Source organism: Maribacter aquimaris (assembly GCF_014596745.1).
In the GTDB taxonomy this organism is placed as follows: Bacteria; Bacteroidota; Bacteroidia; order Flavobacteriales; family Flavobacteriaceae; genus Maribacter_A; species Maribacter_A aquimaris.
Map to the genome: position 1 here is coordinate 14,657 of NZ_JABTCF010000004.1, position 18,682 is coordinate 33,338.

At 37.4% G+C, this 18,682-nt stretch carries 23 protein-coding genes and 1 tRNA gene; 21 read left to right on the forward strand and 3 right to left on the reverse strand.

Going from position 1 to position 18,682, the window contains the following annotated elements; genetic code table 11:
• Positions 1-45 precede the first annotated feature (45 nt).
• The gene (locus tag HPE56_RS07990) at positions 46-969 is read right to left on the reverse strand and encodes an FKBP-type peptidyl-prolyl cis-trans isomerase (RefSeq protein WP_188243253.1); all 924 of its coding nucleotides are present in this window, start codon (positions 967-969) and stop codon (positions 46-48) included.
• Positions 970-1,052: 83 nt separating this feature from the next.
• Here HPE56_RS07990 and HPE56_RS07995 point away from each other — a divergent pair, with 83 nt between their 5' ends.
• Genes HPE56_RS07995 through HPE56_RS08005 form a run of 3 tightly spaced genes read left to right on the forward strand, consistent with a single transcriptional unit; the run spans position 1,053 to position 2,503 of the window.
• Positions 1,053-1,427: an RNA-binding S4 domain-containing protein gene (locus HPE56_RS07995; protein WP_109649088.1), complete on the forward strand. Its 375-nt coding sequence runs from the start codon at positions 1,053-1,055 to the stop codon at positions 1,425-1,427.
• The gene (locus HPE56_RS08000) at positions 1,411-1,995 is read left to right on the forward strand and encodes a methyltransferase (RefSeq protein WP_317173189.1); all 585 of its coding nucleotides are present in this window, start codon (positions 1,411-1,413) and stop codon (positions 1,993-1,995) included. The genes HPE56_RS07995 and HPE56_RS08000 overlap by 17 nt, the downstream gene beginning before the upstream one ends.
• A 10-nt stretch (positions 1,996-2,005) precedes the next feature.
• Entirely contained in the window at positions 2,006-2,503 is a 498-nt protein-coding gene (locus HPE56_RS08005) for a phosphoribosyltransferase family protein (protein WP_188243254.1), read from the forward strand.
• Here HPE56_RS08005 and HPE56_RS08010 read toward each other — a convergent pair.
• On the reverse strand, positions 2,495-3,010 hold the full coding sequence (locus tag HPE56_RS08010) for a shikimate kinase (RefSeq protein ID WP_317173190.1): 516 nt from the start codon (positions 3,008-3,010) through the stop codon (positions 2,495-2,497). The genes HPE56_RS08005 and HPE56_RS08010 overlap by 9 nt on opposite strands.
• A 146-nt stretch (positions 3,011-3,156) precedes the next feature.
• On the opposite strand from HPE56_RS08010, the gene HPE56_RS08015 reads away from it, so the two are divergent.
• The 9 genes from HPE56_RS08015 to HPE56_RS08055 all read left to right on the forward strand — a co-directional run bounded on the left by HPE56_RS08015 (position 3,157) and on the right by HPE56_RS08055 (position 10,329).
• A tRNA-Lys gene (locus HPE56_RS08015) sits at positions 3,157-3,229 on the forward strand.
• 294 nt (positions 3,230-3,523) lie between these two features.
• On the forward strand, positions 3,524-4,702 hold the full coding sequence (locus HPE56_RS08020; RefSeq protein WP_317173191.1) for a site-specific integrase: 1,179 nt from the start codon (positions 3,524-3,526) through the stop codon (positions 4,700-4,702).
• Between the two features lie 142 nt (positions 4,703-4,844).
• Complete coding sequence (locus tag HPE56_RS08025; RefSeq protein WP_188243256.1) at positions 4,845-5,333, forward strand: asparaginase domain-containing protein; 489 nt, start codon at positions 4,845-4,847, stop codon at positions 5,331-5,333.
• Between the two features lie 521 nt (positions 5,334-5,854).
• Positions 5,855-6,259, forward strand: coding sequence for a helix-turn-helix domain-containing protein (locus tag HPE56_RS20285; RefSeq protein ID WP_223170241.1), 405 nt, complete (start codon positions 5,855-5,857; stop codon positions 6,257-6,259).
• Positions 6,260-6,466: 207 nt separating this feature from the next.
• On the forward strand, positions 6,467-7,303 hold the full coding sequence (locus tag HPE56_RS08035; RefSeq protein WP_188243258.1) for an RteC domain-containing protein: 837 nt from the start codon (positions 6,467-6,469) through the stop codon (positions 7,301-7,303).
• Between the two features lie 309 nt (positions 7,304-7,612).
• Positions 7,613-7,894: a helix-turn-helix domain-containing protein gene (locus HPE56_RS08040; RefSeq protein WP_188243259.1), complete on the forward strand. Its 282-nt coding sequence runs from the start codon at positions 7,613-7,615 to the stop codon at positions 7,892-7,894.
• 6 nt (positions 7,895-7,900) lie between these two features.
• Positions 7,901-8,548 carry a hypothetical protein gene (locus HPE56_RS08045; protein WP_188243260.1) on the forward strand — a complete coding sequence of 216 codons (648 nt, stop codon included), beginning with the start codon at positions 7,901-7,903 and terminating at the stop codon, positions 8,546-8,548.
• On the forward strand, positions 8,532-9,188 hold the full coding sequence (locus tag HPE56_RS08050; protein ID WP_188243261.1) for a P-loop NTPase family protein: 657 nt from the start codon (positions 8,532-8,534) through the stop codon (positions 9,186-9,188). Before HPE56_RS08045 ends, HPE56_RS08050 begins: the two co-directional genes overlap by 17 nt.
• A 28-nt stretch (positions 9,189-9,216) precedes the next feature.
• On the forward strand, positions 9,217-10,329 hold the full coding sequence (locus HPE56_RS08055; RefSeq protein ID WP_188243262.1) for an exonuclease/endonuclease/phosphatase family protein: 1,113 nt from the start codon (positions 9,217-9,219) through the stop codon (positions 10,327-10,329).
• A gap of 178 nt (positions 10,330-10,507) precedes the next feature.
• Here the strand turns inward: HPE56_RS08055 and HPE56_RS08060 are convergent, their stop codons facing one another.
• Positions 10,508-11,143, reverse strand: coding sequence for an N-acetylmuramoyl-L-alanine amidase family protein (locus HPE56_RS08060; protein ID WP_188243263.1), 636 nt, complete (start codon positions 11,141-11,143; stop codon positions 10,508-10,510).
• Positions 11,144-11,364: 221 nt separating this feature from the next.
• On the opposite strand from HPE56_RS08060, the gene HPE56_RS08065 reads away from it, so the two are divergent.
• Genes HPE56_RS08065 through HPE56_RS08105 form a run of 9 tightly spaced genes read left to right on the forward strand, consistent with a single transcriptional unit; the run spans position 11,365 to position 18,645 of the window.
• Positions 11,365-11,634, forward strand: coding sequence for a hypothetical protein (locus tag HPE56_RS08065; RefSeq protein ID WP_394355041.1), 270 nt, complete (start codon positions 11,365-11,367; stop codon positions 11,632-11,634).
• Positions 11,635-11,668: 34 nt separating this feature from the next.
• A complete protein-coding gene (locus tag HPE56_RS08070) occupies positions 11,669-11,953 on the forward strand; it encodes a hypothetical protein (RefSeq protein WP_188243264.1) in 285 nt (94 codons plus the stop codon).
• Complete coding sequence (locus HPE56_RS08075) at positions 11,940-14,342, forward strand: TraG family conjugative transposon ATPase (RefSeq protein WP_188243265.1); 2,403 nt, start codon at positions 11,940-11,942, stop codon at positions 14,340-14,342. The genes HPE56_RS08070 and HPE56_RS08075 overlap by 14 nt, the downstream gene beginning before the upstream one ends.
• A gap of 46 nt (positions 14,343-14,388) precedes the next feature.
• The gene (locus tag HPE56_RS08080; protein ID WP_449405377.1) at positions 14,389-14,961 is read left to right on the forward strand and encodes a conjugal transfer protein; all 573 of its coding nucleotides are present in this window, start codon (positions 14,389-14,391) and stop codon (positions 14,959-14,961) included.
• Positions 14,962-14,963: 2 nt separating this feature from the next.
• Positions 14,964-15,806: a hypothetical protein gene (locus tag HPE56_RS08085; protein ID WP_188243267.1), complete on the forward strand. Its 843-nt coding sequence runs from the start codon at positions 14,964-14,966 to the stop codon at positions 15,804-15,806.
• 10 nt (positions 15,807-15,816) lie between these two features.
• Positions 15,817-16,434 (forward strand): conjugal transfer protein TraK, encoded by a 618-nt coding sequence (locus HPE56_RS08090; protein ID WP_188243268.1) that lies wholly within the window; start codon positions 15,817-15,819, stop codon positions 16,432-16,434.
• Positions 16,435-16,455: 21 nt separating this feature from the next.
• Positions 16,456-17,385, forward strand: a complete 930-nt coding sequence (gene traM, locus HPE56_RS08095) for a conjugative transposon protein TraM (protein WP_188243269.1) — start codon at positions 16,456-16,458, stop codon at positions 17,383-17,385.
• A 30-nt stretch (positions 17,386-17,415) separates the two neighbouring features.
• Positions 17,416-18,273 (forward strand): DUF4138 domain-containing protein, encoded by an 858-nt coding sequence (locus HPE56_RS08100; protein ID WP_188243270.1) that lies wholly within the window; start codon positions 17,416-17,418, stop codon positions 18,271-18,273.
• 6 nt (positions 18,274-18,279) lie between these two features.
• Positions 18,280-18,645 (forward strand): hypothetical protein, encoded by a 366-nt coding sequence (locus HPE56_RS08105; RefSeq protein WP_188243271.1) that lies wholly within the window; start codon positions 18,280-18,282, stop codon positions 18,643-18,645.
• The last annotated feature ends 37 nt before the right edge of the window (positions 18,646-18,682 follow it).

Genomic DNA, 18,682 nt, shown 5'->3' on the forward strand with positions numbered 1-18,682 from the left:
GGTTTGTTCCGTCAGGGCTTTTTTTATTGTCTTTATGATTAGGCTCTAATTATCCGGATCCAAATAATCCGGCGTACCATCATTGTCCGTATCAGGATATGGAAATATAATATTCCCTTCATCATCCTCAATTTCGGTTGATGTGGCAATACCATCCCCATCATCATCCGCGTCTATATAATTAGGGAATCCATCCCCATCGGTATCATCGTTGTTTACATCGTTATCCCCATTCAAATCCTCAGCACTCGATGGAATACCGTCTAGATCATAATCGGTATCCTCAACCCTCAATACATTGATTTTAAAAACGATTGGCGCATAGGATTCGCCTCCTACACTACCTGAAAAATAGGCTAATCCGGATGGAATGAACAACATTCCCACTCCAGAATCAAGTACCTCAAAAGTACCGTCCTCATTTTCCACAACATCGCCTCCTGTTTTAAATAACGATAACCCTTTTCTGAAACCGGATACCGTACTTATCAATTCCAACCAAACAGGTGCTCCTATTTTACTGTCAAAAACACTCCCATCGAGCAGTGAGCCCTCATAATTCAGATACAAGGAATCAGACACTGTTGGCGAAACACCTACACCTTCCCTCGCAGTTAAATAATATAAGGTGTGTTCAATATCCTCCTCTTCAGTAGTTGCACTTACATCATCAAAAGACACCTTGAATTTAATGGATTCGACCTGATCGATCAACGGGGTTTTATCCGCATTGTCACCGGCTAGGGTATCTACCACTATGGAATAATCAAACCCTTCAGGTTTTGCCGTAAATTCCTCGTAATTGTAGAAATGGGTCTCCAAATATTCCCGTATTTCGGCATCGTTTTCAGCTTCGACCTCACTTATGGTCCTGGTTTCGACAACCACAGTCCCATCATCACCATCATCATCTTTCTTACATGACCACGCAAGGAATACCACTAAAAGTACTATAATACTATTTTTCATCTTCAACTATTAGCAATTTAAGCTCGCAAGATACAATTTTATGTATTTTTGTGGAGCTCCTTAACAAAGAATTTTGATAGACGATGCGTATTGACAAATACTTATGGCACACCCGATATTTCAAAACAAGGAATATTGCCTCTACCGCCTGCAAAAAGGGACAGGTTAAAGTAAATGGGCAAGTAGTCAAACCTTCTAGGGAGGTTTACCCCACTGATGAAATCATAGTCCGTAAGAACCAGATAAACCTTCAATTCACCATTTTGGATATTCCCGCAAACCGGGTTGGGGCTAAATTGGTGGATATTTACAGAAAAGACACCACTCCGAAGGAAGCCTATGGAAATGAGGAGCTTTTGAAGTATTCGAAAGCCTACTACCGCAAAAAAGGTACAGGCAGACCTACCAAAAAAGACCGTAGGGAAATTGATGACTATCTCGATGATGAATCTGAATAAAGCGTATTGGGACAAGAAGTACACCCACGATAAAACAGTTTGGGATATCGGGTATATTTCGCCCCCGCTTCGGGCCTATATAGATCAATTAACGGATAAAGAAATCAAGATACTCATTCCCGGTGCAGGAAATGGGTATGAGGTAGATTACCTTTACGATAAAGGATTCACGAATATCCATGTCATCGATATCTCGGCCAAGCCCTTACAAAATATAAAAACCAGAATCCCCACATTCCCCGATGGGCAATTGGTACAGATGGATTTTTTCGATCTTGAGTCACCCCGATTCGACTTGATCCTGGAACAAACCTTTTTTTGTTCCCTGGAACCCTCGCATCGAAAAGCCTATGCCATGAAAATGCATGGCCTTCTTAATGAAAAGGGTAAATTGGTCGGACTCTTGTTTGACCGTACTTTTAAAAATGGCAGTCCTCCCTTTGGAGGGAATGAAGGGGAATATCGGAGTCTCTTTACCCCATATCTATCGATCAAGGTCCTTGAGCCGGCATATAATTCAATCAAACCAAGAAAAGGTAACGAACTGTTCTTTATCTTTGAAAAGTAAATCGAATACCATGGAGAACCAAATATTGTCCCACCAAAAGATACAGCACAAAGTGCGTAGGATTGCCTATCAAATACTTGAGGCAAACGTTACGGAAAAGGAAATCATCCTTGCTGGGATTGAAGGTGGTGGATTGAAATTTGCGAAAAAAATACAAAATGTACTTCGCAGCATTACCGATGCTGAAATTATCCTCTGCAAAGTTTCGATGAACAAAAGAAATCCTTTGGAGAGTGAGGTAAAAACCTCAATCCCCCCAGCGGATTATAAAAACAAGTCCGTTGTTTTGGTCGATGATGTACTCAATTCGGGCACAACATTGATCTATGGGGTGCACCATTTCTTGAGAACACCCTTAAAGCAATTGAAAACTGCCGTATTGGTGAATCGCAACCATAAAAAGTACCCTGTAAAAGCAGATTACAAAGGCATTTCCCTATCAACCTCCTTGCAAGAACATGTCCATGTCCAATTCAAAGCCAAGGATGATATGGTTTACTTAGACTAGTAGCGCTTCGATTTCGGCTACAATAGTTTCAACACTCTTCCCATCGGTTTGGATGGCATGTTCTGCCCTGGAATAGAAAAAACTACGTTCAAAAAGGTGTTTCCCGATAAATTCGGGTAATTCTTCTTCGGGAATATTAGCAATCAACGGCCTATGGGCCTTCTCAGGGGCCAATCTTTCAATAAGCCCTGGAATGGTAACCTTCAGGTAAAAAACATTGGGAGTGGCCTCGAGAATAGCTTGCATATTATTCCCATAGCAGGGTGTCCCCCCCCCTGTTGAGAGAATGAAGTGATCTGTGCCATTCAAAATCTGTTTCAGGTGTTCATTCTCTTTTTTCCTAAAATAAATCTCCCCTTTACTTTCAAATAGCTGGGGAATTCCCATCCCTTCCTCGGCTTCAATATAATCATCCAAATCCAAAAACTTAATTTTCAACTGATTGGCAAGTATTTTACCAATAGTCGACTTTCCACTTCCCATATATCCGACCAAAACTATTTTCACGATTTTAATTTATTTAAAATTGAACCAATTGCAATTGATTTCAAAGAAAATCAAAATTTATTTAAAATAGGCTTGCTAAATAAATTAATGATCTTATATTTGCAGCCGCTAAGGAATAAACTTCTAAAGCTTTTAATTGACATTTTGACCTGGTAGCTCAGTTGGTAGAGCATCTCCCTTTTAAGGAGAGGGTCCTGGGTTCGAGCCCCAGCCAGGTCACTGAATCGGATATCATCCGAGACCAAAACCCTGCTAATTTTATGATTGGCAGGGTTTTATGTTTTTTAGGTAGTCATATTAAATGATATGATTTAGTTTTAAATGGTCACAATAAGGTAACATTTTTAAAAAATGGTAACAATTGTGGTAACACCTTTATAATTTGAACTCTTAAAGACATAAATCTTGCATTGTTGATTTGACTTTCGTCTAACTGATTGTTTCATTTTAAAGACGAAAAACATGCGAACTTCTTCAACATTTTCAGTCCTATTTTGGGTTTATTCAGCCAGAGTGAACAAAAACAATTCTGCGACTATTTATGCACGGATAACCATCAACAAGAAACGTTTAAGTATTAGCCTTAAACACAAAGTCAATATTGATTTATGGGATACAAGCCGGCAAAAAGTAAAAGGAAATAGCGAAATCGCTAAAACCTTAAATTACTATTTGGACGAAACAAAAGCCGAACTAATTCAATCTTATCGAGATTTAAAGAACGATGGTAAAGTTGTTAATGCCGAATTGGTAAAGGCCAGATATTTAGGAGAGGATAAAAGAATCTACTCATTAAAAGACATATTTAGATACCATAATGATAAGATGGGAAGCAAACTCGCCACTAAAACATTGTGTCACTATCGGACGAGCCAAAAATATATTTTGGCCTTTGTTTTAGAGGAATATAAGAAGGCTGATATATATCTCCAAGATTTAGATTATGCCTTTGTCTTAAGTTTTGAAAGTTTTCTTAGGTCGTACCAACCTAAGCACTATCAAGGTAAGATTGGAAATAATGCCGTTATGAAGCACATTCAAAGGCTTCGCAAGATGGTGACTTTGGCCTATCATATGGAATGGATAGAACGTGACCCTTTTGTGAAATTCAAACCAAAACTAGAGAAAAGGGAACGGGAGTTTCTAACGGATCTTGAACTTGAAAGAATCCAAAATTTAAATACGAACATTGAAAGACTTTCTGTAGTTAAAGACTTATTTATTTTTAGCTGCTATACCGGGATATCTTATGGCGACATTATAAAACTAAAAAAGGACCATATTATCTTGGGTATAGATGATAATCCTTGGATAATGACCACTAGAAATAAAAACGGCAACCCTTTTAAAATTCCTTTACTCCCTGTAATAGAATCACTGATCCAAAAATATGAAAATCATCATAGAACCCAATTTACCGGAAGTCTAATGCCCAACATTTCCAATCAAAGACTCAATAGCTATCTAAAGGAAATTGCTGATTTATGTGGAATCAAAAAGAATCTTACATTCCACATGGCCAGGCATACTTTTGCAACAACGGTCACACTAAGTAATGGTGTTCCTATTGAAACTGTCTCAAAACTTCTTGGACATACAAAATTGGCGACTACCCAAATCTATGCAAGGGTTATAGAAAGAAAGGTAAGTGATGATATGCAATTGCTTAGAAACAAATTATCTAACAAATAGATTTTCAATACCTTACGTAAAATATAAATATTATCTTACTTTTTATTCTTGTTAATTTTTAGTAGATTAAGGAATTGGCAAAACTTTGTTTTGCAATGATGTAGCTCCTTTTTTCCTTTTACATGATTAAAAAAATCATATCATGATTAAAATCTTTACAACTGGTGGAACCATTGGAGGTTTGGAATATGTAAATAGTACGGACAGATCTTTGGAAAATAGCATTGACATATCCATATTTTTAAAAGCGCCTAATATTTCTGATAGCTATACTATAGATTATCTTTTGGATAAAGATAGTCGCCATATCACCTTAGAAGATAGAGAGCTTATTCGAGATAGGATTAAACTTTCGAAGGAGGAACGTATTGTAATCACTCACGGAACGTATACAATGATAGACACTGCTAAGTATCTTGGAAAACTCAATTTAAAGAAGACCATAGTTATAACTGGATCTTTCATTTTAGGTTCGGAAAAACATTCAGATGCTCCATTTAACTTAGGATTTGCAATAGGTGCTCTTAAATTCTTGGAAAACGGAGTATACATTGCAATGAACGGTGAAGTTTTTTCGCATGGGAATGTGGTGAAAAATGTGCAAGAAAATCGCTTTGAACGGAAATTGTAAAATCAATATCGATGTTTGGTACAGAAATACATTGGACAACCTTTTTTTATCTCTTGATCGATGTATTCATTGTGCTTGTAGCATACTCAAAATCCCGTCGACTTAGGCACGACAATTTAAATCGGTTTTTGATACTAGGCTGCCTATTTGTAACTTATAATCTTACAGGAGGGCTATTACCCATCGAGAATTTTCCGGGGCCATTAATCGTACAGTATATCATAACATACGGGGTAGCCATAACTATGTGCCTTTATGTAGTCCACTATTTTTATAATGAATATGATATTACGTTTTTGAAGTTCCAACTCACAATTACCAACATTACTTTTCTAATTATTGCCTGTTTCCTTTTGTTGTTTCTGGGCCCTTATTTCTGGACTGATTCTATTGATTTATCACGTATCTACTTTACGGTTCCAGTATCTGTAATCTGTCTTTACCTATGTTGGGAATTTTGGAGAAAAATCACCAAATCAAATATCACAAACCCATTCGTTAAACGCCGTAATAAACTATCATTGATAAGTATTACCTGTATAGCCTTACTTCCTATATTAACGGTAATCGGGGACTATCAATGGTTGACATTCACAGTTATCAATATAACCTTCTACACCATTGCTACCATTGAAATCGACAGATATCTATATCTTTTAGAGAATAAGGGAAAAATGAGTGCAATCTTTAGTTATTATAACTCCATGAAAGAAGTTCCCATTTCTCCTGATTTTTATAAAGAAGGACTGACTAGACGTGAAATTGAAATCGCTTTATCAATATTGGATGATAAGAGTTATAAAGAGATTGGTGAGGACTTTTTTATCGCAGAAAGCACCGTTTCAAAACACGCATCAAATATTTTCAAAAAAACAAATGTAAAAAAGAGAACAGAATTTCTGATGCGATTTTCACCCCAACAATAACATGCTACATTAAAACAGGAACCCTTCCCTTATTCTTTTCATGCCAATTGGTAAGCCGTACTAAAATACGGTGCTATCCGTAGGAATATACGGTAATATATAGTTGTTAAATATCAATTCAATGTATATTTAAAGAACTCCTTCTGGTGTGAATTCAGAAATCAACTCCTCTATTTAGTCGATATATGGATAATCTCCTTGTGTACTATGGAACTAAACTCATTATCTGAAAATTTTTTGAAGGAGTTGGCAAAAATAAAGAGCTCAACACCCCACTCTATGGAGCAATCGCGAAAAAGCATTGCACTATGTCGAAAGCTCCTCAATACTTTTAGAAAGAAAGTTATTGCAAATGGTTTTACCTCAATCTCAGAAGAAATCCATTTTTTTAAAAATGTAAAATCGGTACCTCTCTCTCGATTGATATATCATAAAGAAATATATCGACTTGAACTAAGTCAACCTAAAGCCGATAAAAAACAGATCAAACATTTTATACAAAAAAATATACAAAGACTTAATCATTTTTTCTTGTCCCATATAGATTTTGGCCAGTATTTGGAACTAGGGGATACCCATTTGGATACCTATTATTTCACCAGAAAAAAAGTTGAATCCATTCCAATTTCCAGTACGTTCCTTTATGTTGAAGACCCAGAATTCAGTACTCCACGAGATTTAATGCTGGCCCATTTTAAAGCCTATGGACAAGTAGCTGTTTATTTACAGCAGAAATTAGTGCATCTAAAAAATGATGATCTCTATGAAAATATCAGTTCCAACAGTTTTGAGAAACTCCCTTGGCCCTTTACGAATACAGATTGGGTTGAATTGGTCTATGCCCTATCCATTTCGGGAATGGCAAAAAAGAACAATCTAAGTATTATGAAAGTTTCAAATATTATGCAAGAGGTTTTTGAATTCACACCAAAGGATCTTTATAAAACCTTTCAAGATATAAAGGCTAGAAAAATTAGCCGAACACTCTTTCTTGACCAGCTTACTACTTCCCTACTTACGGAAATGGAAAAAAGTGAAAAATAAACCACTCCTGTAATCTGAACAATGAACCAATAAAACATGCCCCCCCTACGGTGAACCTACCGTAATCATAATAATACCTTATTATCATAGGTTTTGATATCGTTTTAGTCGCGACAATGGCCCATTAAGCTTCAAAACGACCTAAAACCCCATAACTTTCAAAAAGTTAAATTTTCACAGTACTACGGTCGTACTGGGGAATAAAACCCATTGAACATCTCCAATTTTGTCGAACGAAAGTCAAATCAAGACAGGGGCTATCAATTAAAAATTTATTCGATAGTCCCTTTCTATAAAAATCGTTCTACTATGGCGACAAGTATTATTACAACAGATGACCTCCGAGATTTCAAACTAGAACTGCTCGATGACATTAAAAAGTTACTTACCAAACAAAGTCAAGGTAAACTAAAGAAGTATTTAAAATCGGCTGAGATCAGAGAGCTGCTTCAAATTAGTCCAGGTACATTACAGAATCTACGTATCAATGGTACACTACCCTATACAAAGATGGGGGGTATCATTTTCTACGATGCTGATGAGATACAAAATGTGATGCTCGCCAATCGCATACATCATAAAATAGATTAGGGATGTATGAACTACATAATACAACTCACAGCTGTATTTCAACTCATCATGAAGGATTCTAGGTTAAACCCAACGCATGTGAGTCTTTATATGGCTTTGTTCCAATTGTGGAACATCACTCGCTTTGCTCAGGTGTTTTACGTAAACCGACAAGAAGTAATGCAGCTCTCAAAAATAGGATCAAAAAGCACCTACCATAGATGTCTGAAAGATTTGAATAACTGGAAGTATATAGAATATTTACCCTCCCACAATATCTATAAAGGCAGTGAAGTAAGGATGCCCATTTTTGGGACAACCTCTGTACAACAACAGGCCAACAATGAAACAACAACTGAACTTGTATTAGTATCCAATACAAACAGTATTAAACAAAAAGAAAACAATAATAAACCTAAGCTACCAAAAAGTAAAATTGAAGTGATTGATTTTTTTAAAAGCAAAAAATGGCCTGCTTTGGAAGCAATGAAATTTTTTAACCACTACCAGGCCATTGGTTGGAAACACGGCGGTAAAATAAAAATTGTGGATTGGATGGCAAGTGCAAGTAATTGGATGATAAAGGCAAAAGAAATTGAAACATTAAAAGAGCAGTCCCATTTTAAGGACAACCTCCGAACCACTAAAACAAAAGACTATGATGAACCCCTCTAAAATAAACGAAGGTGGTGTTCAATACTCCATCGGAAAATTTGACGGAAAAAACGTAGTCTATGATTTTCCCAAGATTCTTGAGTACCTGGATGCCAAAGGGAGAATACTCTTCGGGAAAGATTTCAAAATCATTGACAAGGACCACGAAATTATCTTTAAACTCTGCAACTACTTTATAAGAGATAAAGAAAAATGCGTTCAAAATGACATTGACCCAGACAAGGGAATATTACTTACCGGACCTGTTGGTTGTGGTAAAACAAGCTTGATGCGATTATTGAAACATCTAGTTCCACTGCAAAGACCCTATAGAGTAATCCCTGCACGGAATATTGTTTTCGGTTTCAACCACATTGGTTATAAAACCATTGAAGATTATGGGGATGGACAATTCTTTTGCTTTGATGATCTAGGGGTAGAACCTATTGGCCGGCACTATGGAAAAGATTGTAACGTAATGGGCGAAGTGCTTTTATCCCGCTATGAACTTTTCCTGAAAACCAAAATCAAAACCCACGCCACTACAAATTTAAAAGCCAAAGAACTGGAAGATATGTACGGCAATAGAGTTCGAAGTCGAATGCGGCAATTGTTCAACCTGGTCGCCTTTGACAAAAATGCAAATGACAAACGCAAATAAACCCATAATGGGAACTAAAAACAACACCATGAAAATAGCAACCTTTAATATCCAGAATTTATTCCATAGGGACAAAAGCCTTATCGAAAAACCATTCGGAAAATGTCTTACCGCCTGGATACAGGAACTTGATATGTTAATACGAAAACCGGACAATACAATGTCTGAACAAGATCGCATTCGAGACCTCTCTTTCTTGGTTGGATTTGAGAAGACCAATCCCCGGCCCTATGCCGTTCTTAGACGCAAATCAGGTTTTTTATATATGAAGGGCATCCACCATTCTATGGAGACCAGAGCTGGACATTTGACCAATTGGAACGGATGGATAGAAGTACAGACCAAGCCCATACCACCAACTGCCACGGACAATAAAGCTCGGATCATCGCTGATGTAAATGCGGATATTCTACTATTGCAGGAAGTTGAGGATAGAGGCTCGTTAGAGGAATTCAATCAAAAAGTGCTTCCTAATTTCGATTGTAAGCCCTACGAGCAAACTTTTGTAATCCAAAGCAATGCTATGAAGGGATTGGAAATGGCAATTCTGTTGCGTGAAGGTTATTCACTACAAACCATTAAAACACATCTAATTGGTGGGTATAGCGACCTTTTTCAGAACCTTCTTGAGTATGAAATCAGTACTCCAACATCGAAGAAAATATATGTCTTGGCCACCTATCTCGCTAGGCAAAACGATGACATTAAAATAGCGGATACCATTCGGAAAAGCCAAGTTAAAAACATAGCGAAAATCTATAAAACCTTACTGGCCCAAGGAAAGTCCAACGTTATAATTGCCGGAACTTTTAACACGCCGTCTTATTGTGATTCATTATCCCCCTTATTTCAAAACACAGGTATAAAAGATATTACCAAACACTTTTCTTTTGAAGTGGCAACCGACGAAGGAGATGACGCCACCTATTTTCGATTAGGAGCCTACAGAATGGGCGTAAATATAAAGCAGAAAGATTATTTGTTATTCTCCCCGGCACTCTTTGAAATAATGCAAGATAGTGGTCTTAACCGTAAGGCCATGTGGCCAAATAAAAAACCATTATGGTCAATTTACAAGACAGTTACAAGTAAAAATAATGCAGCAAGTGAACATCCTATCTTGTGGGGTAAAATCAATTAAAATGGTAAAATTTAGCCACCTAAACAACTATTTACGAAAGGTGAACTCTGTAAACTTCAATTTTCCCTAAGATTTATTTAATCTTTGATTTTTATAACCCACAAAACAACCCTTCGATAACTTAATTTCATTATCTCCCTCAAACACCTAACAACCTCCATATACAGCGCTCCCATAACTATCTAATTTTATTAATGGATTCCAGTATTGCTAAAGCGATACCATTATATTTTTCTTCTGTCATCAAATGTTGGGCTTCATCAACAGATGACAAAAAACCCAACTCTATCAAAACAGCGGGGCAACTATCGGTGGTTTCTTGCAACACTTGAAAATTTGCGTCTTTCACTCCCCTACTTTTAAAACCAAGTTTATCACTCAACTGTTTTTGAATAGCAAATGCCAATACATTGGATGCCCCAGAATGCAACTTTTGTTTTTTGTCTATATAAACTTCAGAGCCTGTTACCCTTTTGTTTGTGACTTGATTGCAATGCAACGAAATAAATACATCCGCATGTAGCATCTTGGCAAGCTGCGTTCTACCACCTAATGAAATTAAGGTATCCTTATATCGAGTCAAATACATATTAAATCGGTCATCAAATAAATGCGTATTCAAACTATCCATCTTTTTTGCCACACTCAAAACGATATCCTTTTCCAAAACTCCATTTACACCAATTGCTCCGGCATCTGTTCCGCCGTGGCCAGGGTCGATGACGATGACAGGTCTATCAGAGCTTTGACCATAGGACATGGATAAAAAAGTGAGAAAAATACATACCGTTACTACATAGTTTGAAAAATCCATATCGTTACTTCTTGTTTGCGCAAAATGCAGCGATTACTTCCTTTTCGTAAGAATCTTCCAAAATTTAACAGCACACCACGTTAAATTTTAGCGGATTTCTGCCATAACCGTCTTACCGTAATAGATTTCACAAAGTATATCCCAGCAGACGGCACTATATCACCAGCTGTACGGATAGACTTTAATCTAAAATCCATACAACTATGAAAAAATCAACTTTAATGCTAATCACTTTGCTGCTTATCACAGCTCCCACTTTTGCTCAAATCGGAGGTATTGAAGACTCCGTTAACGATGTTTCAGATACCATCAGAACTATTTTTCCCATCATTCTTGGTGTCATCTTCCTTATAGGATTTCTTTTCAACGCAGGTCATTTTTTCGGGGAAAATGCGGATCTCAAAAAAGGAATCACCCGTGTTCTGGTCTTTGTGCTTATCGCTGGCGCAGTAGTGGGCATCTTCACCTACCTAATCTCAATAGTCGTCTAAAAACCCTTACAAAGGGTATCATCACAAATGCCAAATGAAAAAATTCGAGGTCTATAGAAACATACGCCAACGGGCAATGATCTTTGGATTGCCCGTATCCCTATTCGCCCTTATGATGATAGCGATAATTGCATCCCTGTTGGTCATTATCTTCTCCTTTGGCTTTGGGATCATCATTGGTGCACTTTTCTTTAATTCCATCCTCTATATAGGCTTAACCAAGTTTGCCCAAAATTTGAAACCAACTCAGTTTTCAAAGGTATTTCCCAAAATTATCAGTAACAAAAAATCATCTGAACTACATTATGAACAAGATTAACCTGGCATCCTATTATCCCATAGTTGATATCACCGAAAACGTGGTGTTTGCCAATAACGGCAATGTAGTTTTGTGCTATAAAGGTACACTCCCTGAAATATATTCCATATCGGAAAAGGATTTTCAAGATATGCATGGTGCTTGGTTTCAGGCTATCAAATCATTGCCTACAGGATGCGTAATACATAAACAGGATGTGTACCTCAAACAAAAATATAACTCCGAACAGCTTCCCAACACAACCTTTTTGGAAAAGGCGACCCACAAGCATTTTAAAGGACGTGGGTTTATAGAACATCAAAGCTATATATTCTTCATTCTTACAAAGAATAATGCCTTAAACAATAGCAAATTCGTCAACCCATTTCGCATAGTTTCCAAAAGTATTTTACGTGAAGCAGATGACACCTTAAACAGTTTCATAAGGTCTGTAAATGACTCTATTTCTTTTATCAATAATAGCCGTAAAATAGAATTTATTCCGCTTGAAGCGAAAGAAATACATACCCTAACCCACAACTATTTTAATGGATTCAATTCGGGTATTGATACGGATATTCTTTTGGAAAAATCAAACACCACCATTGGAGAAAATCACTTCGATGCGTTGGCTGTAAACAGTGAACTCTGTTTTGGTGAAAGTGTACAGACTAGTAAAACCAATGAACGGTTTACCTCCGATGATTTTGTCTTTCATCAAGGCTTTGTTGACGGTTTGGGATTAACCTTGAACGAGAATCATATTATAAATCAAATCATCTATTTAGACGATAAACAAAAATGGCGAAAGCAGCTTGATAAGAAAGTTGAAGAACTGAACAAAAGTTCCAATTTTGGTTCCCAGAACAAGGTTGTCCTAACCAAGATTCAACATATTCTAGATCAGATCAATGCCGATGACCATGCCCGTGTGATCCGCGGACATCTCAACATCATTTACTGGGCCAAAGAAGCCCAAGAGTTGGAAAAAATAGCCTCTAAAATAAAAACAGAATTTAAAGAATTGGATATCATCCCATACTACCCCAGGGGTGAAGAACGAAAGAACTATATATTGAATAGTTACTGTTGCTTCTCGTCAAATTTTTCCAATGAAGATTTATATGTTACCGATTTAAAACACGCCTTGTGCTTGTTCATCAATAACAGTAACTACAAGTCTGACCCAACAGGAATCATCTTTAATGACAGGGAACATAACACACCTGTCCTAAAGGATGTTTGGGATGAGAAAAAGAAACGCATCAAGGCAAGGAACTTTGCCATTTTCGCCCCTACGGGTGAAGGGAAATCCTTTTTGGCGAATAACATCCTACGTCAGTATTTCGAAAGTGGTGTACGCTTGGTCATTATAGACTTGGGTGGCTCGTATACAAAGTTTGCAAAACTCTATCCCGAGAAATACGCTGTATTACGCTATGAAAGTGGAAAGAACCTTGGCATCAATCCGTTTTATATTAGTGATGTCATGGATTTAACTCCTGAGCGATTGGAAGATTTATCGGTATTCCTTTTTGAACTCTTTGCTTCTGACATAAAAGTGACCAAAACACAATCCGTATCTATCAAAAAGATACTACGATTCTACTACGATAGTACATCCGAAGGTCATTCCCTCGATGGCTTTTACAAGTTCATCGAGATTAATCAGGCATCCCTTTTAAGTCAGCTTAAAATCCATCCTGACTACTTCAATGTTACCAGCTTTTTACATGTAATGTCGGAGTATGTTGGCGATGGTCTATATAGCTTTCTTTTTGAAGTAAGTGAAGACCAGACCTATAAAATCGAGGATAAGCGATTGATTGTTTTTGAACTCGATGAAGTCAAGGATAACAAGGAGATCCTATCCGTAATGCTCAAGTTGATCAAGTCGGCCATTCAAAGAACCATTTGGAAGAATAGAGCCGAAAAAGGCATCATTCTCTTTGATGAGTTTGCCAAACAATTAAAGTTCGACAATGTACTGGAGAGTGTGGAATTTTACTACCAGGCTATCCGGAAACAGAATAGTGCCATTGGTATTATCCTTCAATCCATCAACCAATTACCAGACAATTCCACATCAGCAAGTATTCTTGAAAACACCCAGGTGGTTTATAGCCTTAACAATGAAAAAGGATATGATGGGTTGCAGAAGCGTTTAAACCTCTCTAGCCACGATTTGAATCAGTTAAAGTCCATTAAGAACAACCTTACCGGACCTCGAAAATACACGGAGTTGTTCATGAAAATCGGAAAAGAGAGTAACATCTTCAGACTGGAGGTACCCAAAGAGGTTTATGCAGCCTACTTAACCGATGGCCCTGAAAACGACATGATATTGGCTCTCTATAAGAAACACAAGTGCATGGAAAAAGCAATTATGGAATTCTCCTCTAAAACGTAATACTATGAAATCGAAGATTCACGAATACCAAAACAACTATTTAACAATGAGTAAAACAAAAATATCAGTACTTGTAATCTTGCTACTGTTCAGCATGAATATCAAAGCCCAAGGCATGCCTGTCTATGATAATACCAATTTTATCAGCATGGCCAAATCGCTTTTGGAATCAGCAAAACAAACTTCAGAATTATTGAAAACCGTTGAATTTCTAAAACAACAAAAAGAGAACATTGAAAAAGTCAATAATGTTGTAAAACAATTAAAGGCTGTTAGGGAACTCTCTCGAAACAATCAAATCCTATTCAATGTTGTTCAGAATGATTTAAGGGAAGTCCTCAATTCCCCCTATATCAAACCCAATGAGATTGCCCGCATATCCGACACCTTCAATTCCATTATGGAAAACTCTTTGGAAAGCCTCGATTTTGTTGACCAAATATTATCCAGCGACTTTCTGAAAATGACCGATGCCGAAAGAACGAAAATCTTGAAAGAAAAGGAAACCGAATCAAAGGAAATGGTTTCCCTTATTACCATAAAGACCAAACGCTACAAGGATATCATTTCATTTAGAAAAATGCAGGATATGGTCAATAATCGCGAAATGAACTATTAAAAATGACGGCAACCATACTCTTAGGGATAGGTTTGGAATACATAGATACCGTATTCCAAACTATAAAAAACAGTGATTTCTCGCAATACACGATTGCAGGAATGAAAACACTCGCCGTACTGTTCTTTCTGATCAATATCCTTAAAAAATACAATGAGGGCATTGCAAATAAGGATGGTTATACCTGGGGATTGAGTCCGGGCGAATTGGCCAAAAACTTTGCTATTGTTATCCTGGTCATATTCTCAACACAGTTACTCGGTTTTTTCGATGGAATTTTAGTGGCCATTGAAGGACAATACCGTGGCACGGCCCCTGCCCTACTTCCTTTACAACTACAGGACATACCTCTTGAAGAAGAAGTAAATCTTTTGGATGCGGCAAGTATGGCAATGACCTTACTCTATGAGGCCCTGATAACCCCATTATATGGTTTCAAGATATTTGCCTTTATCATAAGTACATTCCTGTGGATTCTTGATCTCTTCATCTATCCCTTGTTTTTGGCCGAACGTTTCTTCCTACTTGGAATAATGCAAGCTTTCTTTCCGTTGATCCTCAGCCTTGCAGTATTTGAAAAGTTCAGATCCCTGGCCTATACCTTTTTTAAATTGTATGCTGCGGTATATATGCTCGTACCTGCCTTCTTTTTGGTGAACGTATTCGTAAACGCCATTTATACCGAAATCAATACCAACTTCTGGACAAACCTTTTTGGGACTGAATTCGGACAAGGATTTTTTGCTCCGGTCATACAATTGGGTTCTGTGGGATTTATCGTATTCCTGAAATTCAAACTATACCGCCGTGCTACTTCGTTCACACTACAATTATTCACCAACTAAATTTCATCCTATGAAAAGACCTTATAAAGACATCTACGCCGTTCTAAAAATAAATAGGATTATTGTATTGGCGACTGTTGTTTTTGCAACCGCGTCAAGCCTATTTTCCATATGGATGGTGTATAACATCAATTCCAAGGCTATGAATAGTGCTTTTGCCATAAATACGGATGGCACGGTCATTCCGTTAAAGCTAGTGGTACAAAAAGAAAACTTTAATGTGGAAGCCTTAGCCCATTTAGAACTCTTCCACAACTACTTCTACAATATCGATGCGAGCAATTATGAAAAGAATCTTGAGAAGGCGTTATGGCTCGGCAATAGTTCTGTAGATAATCTCTACCGTCAAAAAAAATCAGATGGTGTTTATAATCGACTGTTGCAATATTCCTTGGTCCAAAAAGTGTTGCATATCGATTCCCTAATTGAAGAAAAGAACGGGGCATACAGTTTTAGAACGATTACGGTTTTTGAAATCAATCGTGGCACTATCATCGACACCTATGAACTTGTAACTACCGGAAACCTCATTACCGTAAATCGAAATTTCCCAAACAATCCACACGGGTTGCTTATCACGGCATATTATGAGAACAGCTTAAAAAAGATACCTAATGAAACCCCTTAGTGGGTGTTAACACACAATCTTATGAAAATAGAAAAGAACAAAATAGTCTTCACATCGGTATTGGCCATTATATTGATTTTCCTGATATCCTATTCGTTTTTGATTATGGGGGACGACGAAGGTGACAACGAAAATCTAAAACAAACCCTTGTGCCAGAGTTGGAAGAGGAACAAAAAGATTATGATTCTAAACTGGATGCCATCAACGACCTGAAAAAAGTCCGTGAAACCAACGCTCCCAGCATCTATGATGAAAAACTGATAGACTCCCTTGGTTTTTATGACCCGGATTTAGGCGAAAAGGAAAAGGCACGCATTGTAGATAGTATCTACAAAGTCAGTCGCATAAATTATTCCGATAGGACTTACGAAAATATAGGTCGTGGCAAATCAATCCCAAATGTGATTCAGGAGGTAGATTCAGCAGAAATCAAGAGAGGCATCCAAATTAAAGCAAATGAACTTAGTTTGGAACATGAGCACTTCTTTGCATCGGCACCGATTAACAATGAAGCGTCCATATTGGGTAGTACCGATTCAGAAATTTATGCCATTGTCGATGGCAACCAAGTGGTCAAAATCCATAGCCGTCTGCGGATGCGATTGACAAAAGGGGCCACTATCAACAATAAACGGATTCAAAAAAACACCCTTATTTATGGTTTTATCAGTTTTCAACCCAATCGCGCCTTAATTGCGATTGAAAATATAAACCATCATCCCACAAACTTAAAGGCATATGACCTTGCGGACGGTAGTGAGGGTATTTATGTTGAGAACAGCTTTAGGGAAGAAGCTACCAATGAAGTCCTAGATGATATGGTACAGGATATCAATATCCCTAGTGTACCGCAAATTCAAGGTGTGGCAAAAGTTTTCCGTCGCAATAATCGAAGTGTAAAGGTAACCGTACTCCATAATTACAAACTCATTCTAAAACCAAAGTTATAAGCCCAAAGTGGGCATTTTAAATTCACTATTATGAAGAGATATATCCTTACCCTACTATTCGTTTTTGGTTTTACTTTCGCACCGCAACTGTGCCTTGCGCAAGCTCTAACGCAGAACCCGATAGTACTCGATACGATTTATGCCAACGACCAAAAGAACGTTGCCCTTTTCTTTCCACAGCCGATTCGGCAAGGAATAACCGGGTCGGACAATTTTATATTTACCTACAACCGTGAGAAGGAACAATATTTTGGATTGCTACAAGCAAAACCCGGAAAAGAGAGTAATCTTCTGGTTATCAATAAGAATGGTTCGGTTTTTTCGTATATTGTTAGGTATAAACAACACCTCTCAAGGCTCAATTACTTCATTCCAAAAACCAAGAGTATCGGGAATGAAAAACCTGTTAGCCCTGATTCTGTCGCTATTGACAAGTCTGAGAACTTGATTAAAAACAGAGCTTCCTATTACCAGAACTTCTGTTCCTTTTTATTGGATAGAAAACAGCTAATTAGCAAGCTTAGAAAAAGAAACGAGGGTATTGTTTTGAGTATTGAGAATATAGTTTTTGATAAAGAAGAACTCTATTTCGTAATCCAAATTAAGAACACATCTACTTTGGATTACGATTTGAATTTCCTAGACCTTTCGGTTTGTACGAGACAAAAAGGGAGAAAGAAATCACAACAGCGTATTTATCAAGAACCACTGTTTGTTTATGGCCGACCAACCAGAATAGTAGCAAGCGAAACCGTGAGCATGGTTTATGTATTGCCGAAATTTTCATTGGACAGCGACCGCAAGATTGTCGTGGAACTCAATGAAAAAAATGGGGAGCGTACTATTGAGCTAAAAGTCCCCTATAACTACATTAATAACCCAAATTAAAGTATCATGAAAAAAATAACCCTATTTACAATTGCGCTATTATTTATCGCTTGCGCGGAAACTCAGGATGCATCCCCTGCCGCTATAGCGAAAATCGTTGCAGAAAGTTTCTATCAGGGCGACGAAGCATCGTTGAAAAAACATACCACCCCTGAGGGATTCGTAACATTCTCAAACCTTCAGAAAATGTTTGCCAAGCCTAAAAATTCGGAATCTAACTTCAAAGTTATCGATGAAAGAATCGAAGGTGAAATAGCTTGGGTAAAATACTCGACCTCTTATGATAAGACTCTGGGTATTTTCAAACTTGTGAAAGTGAATGGGGAATGGAAGGCCACGGCTAGGAAACCTAGTGAGAAGGCGCCTTTTTGATTGTTTTCTTTAAACTTAAAATTCTATCGTTTATTTA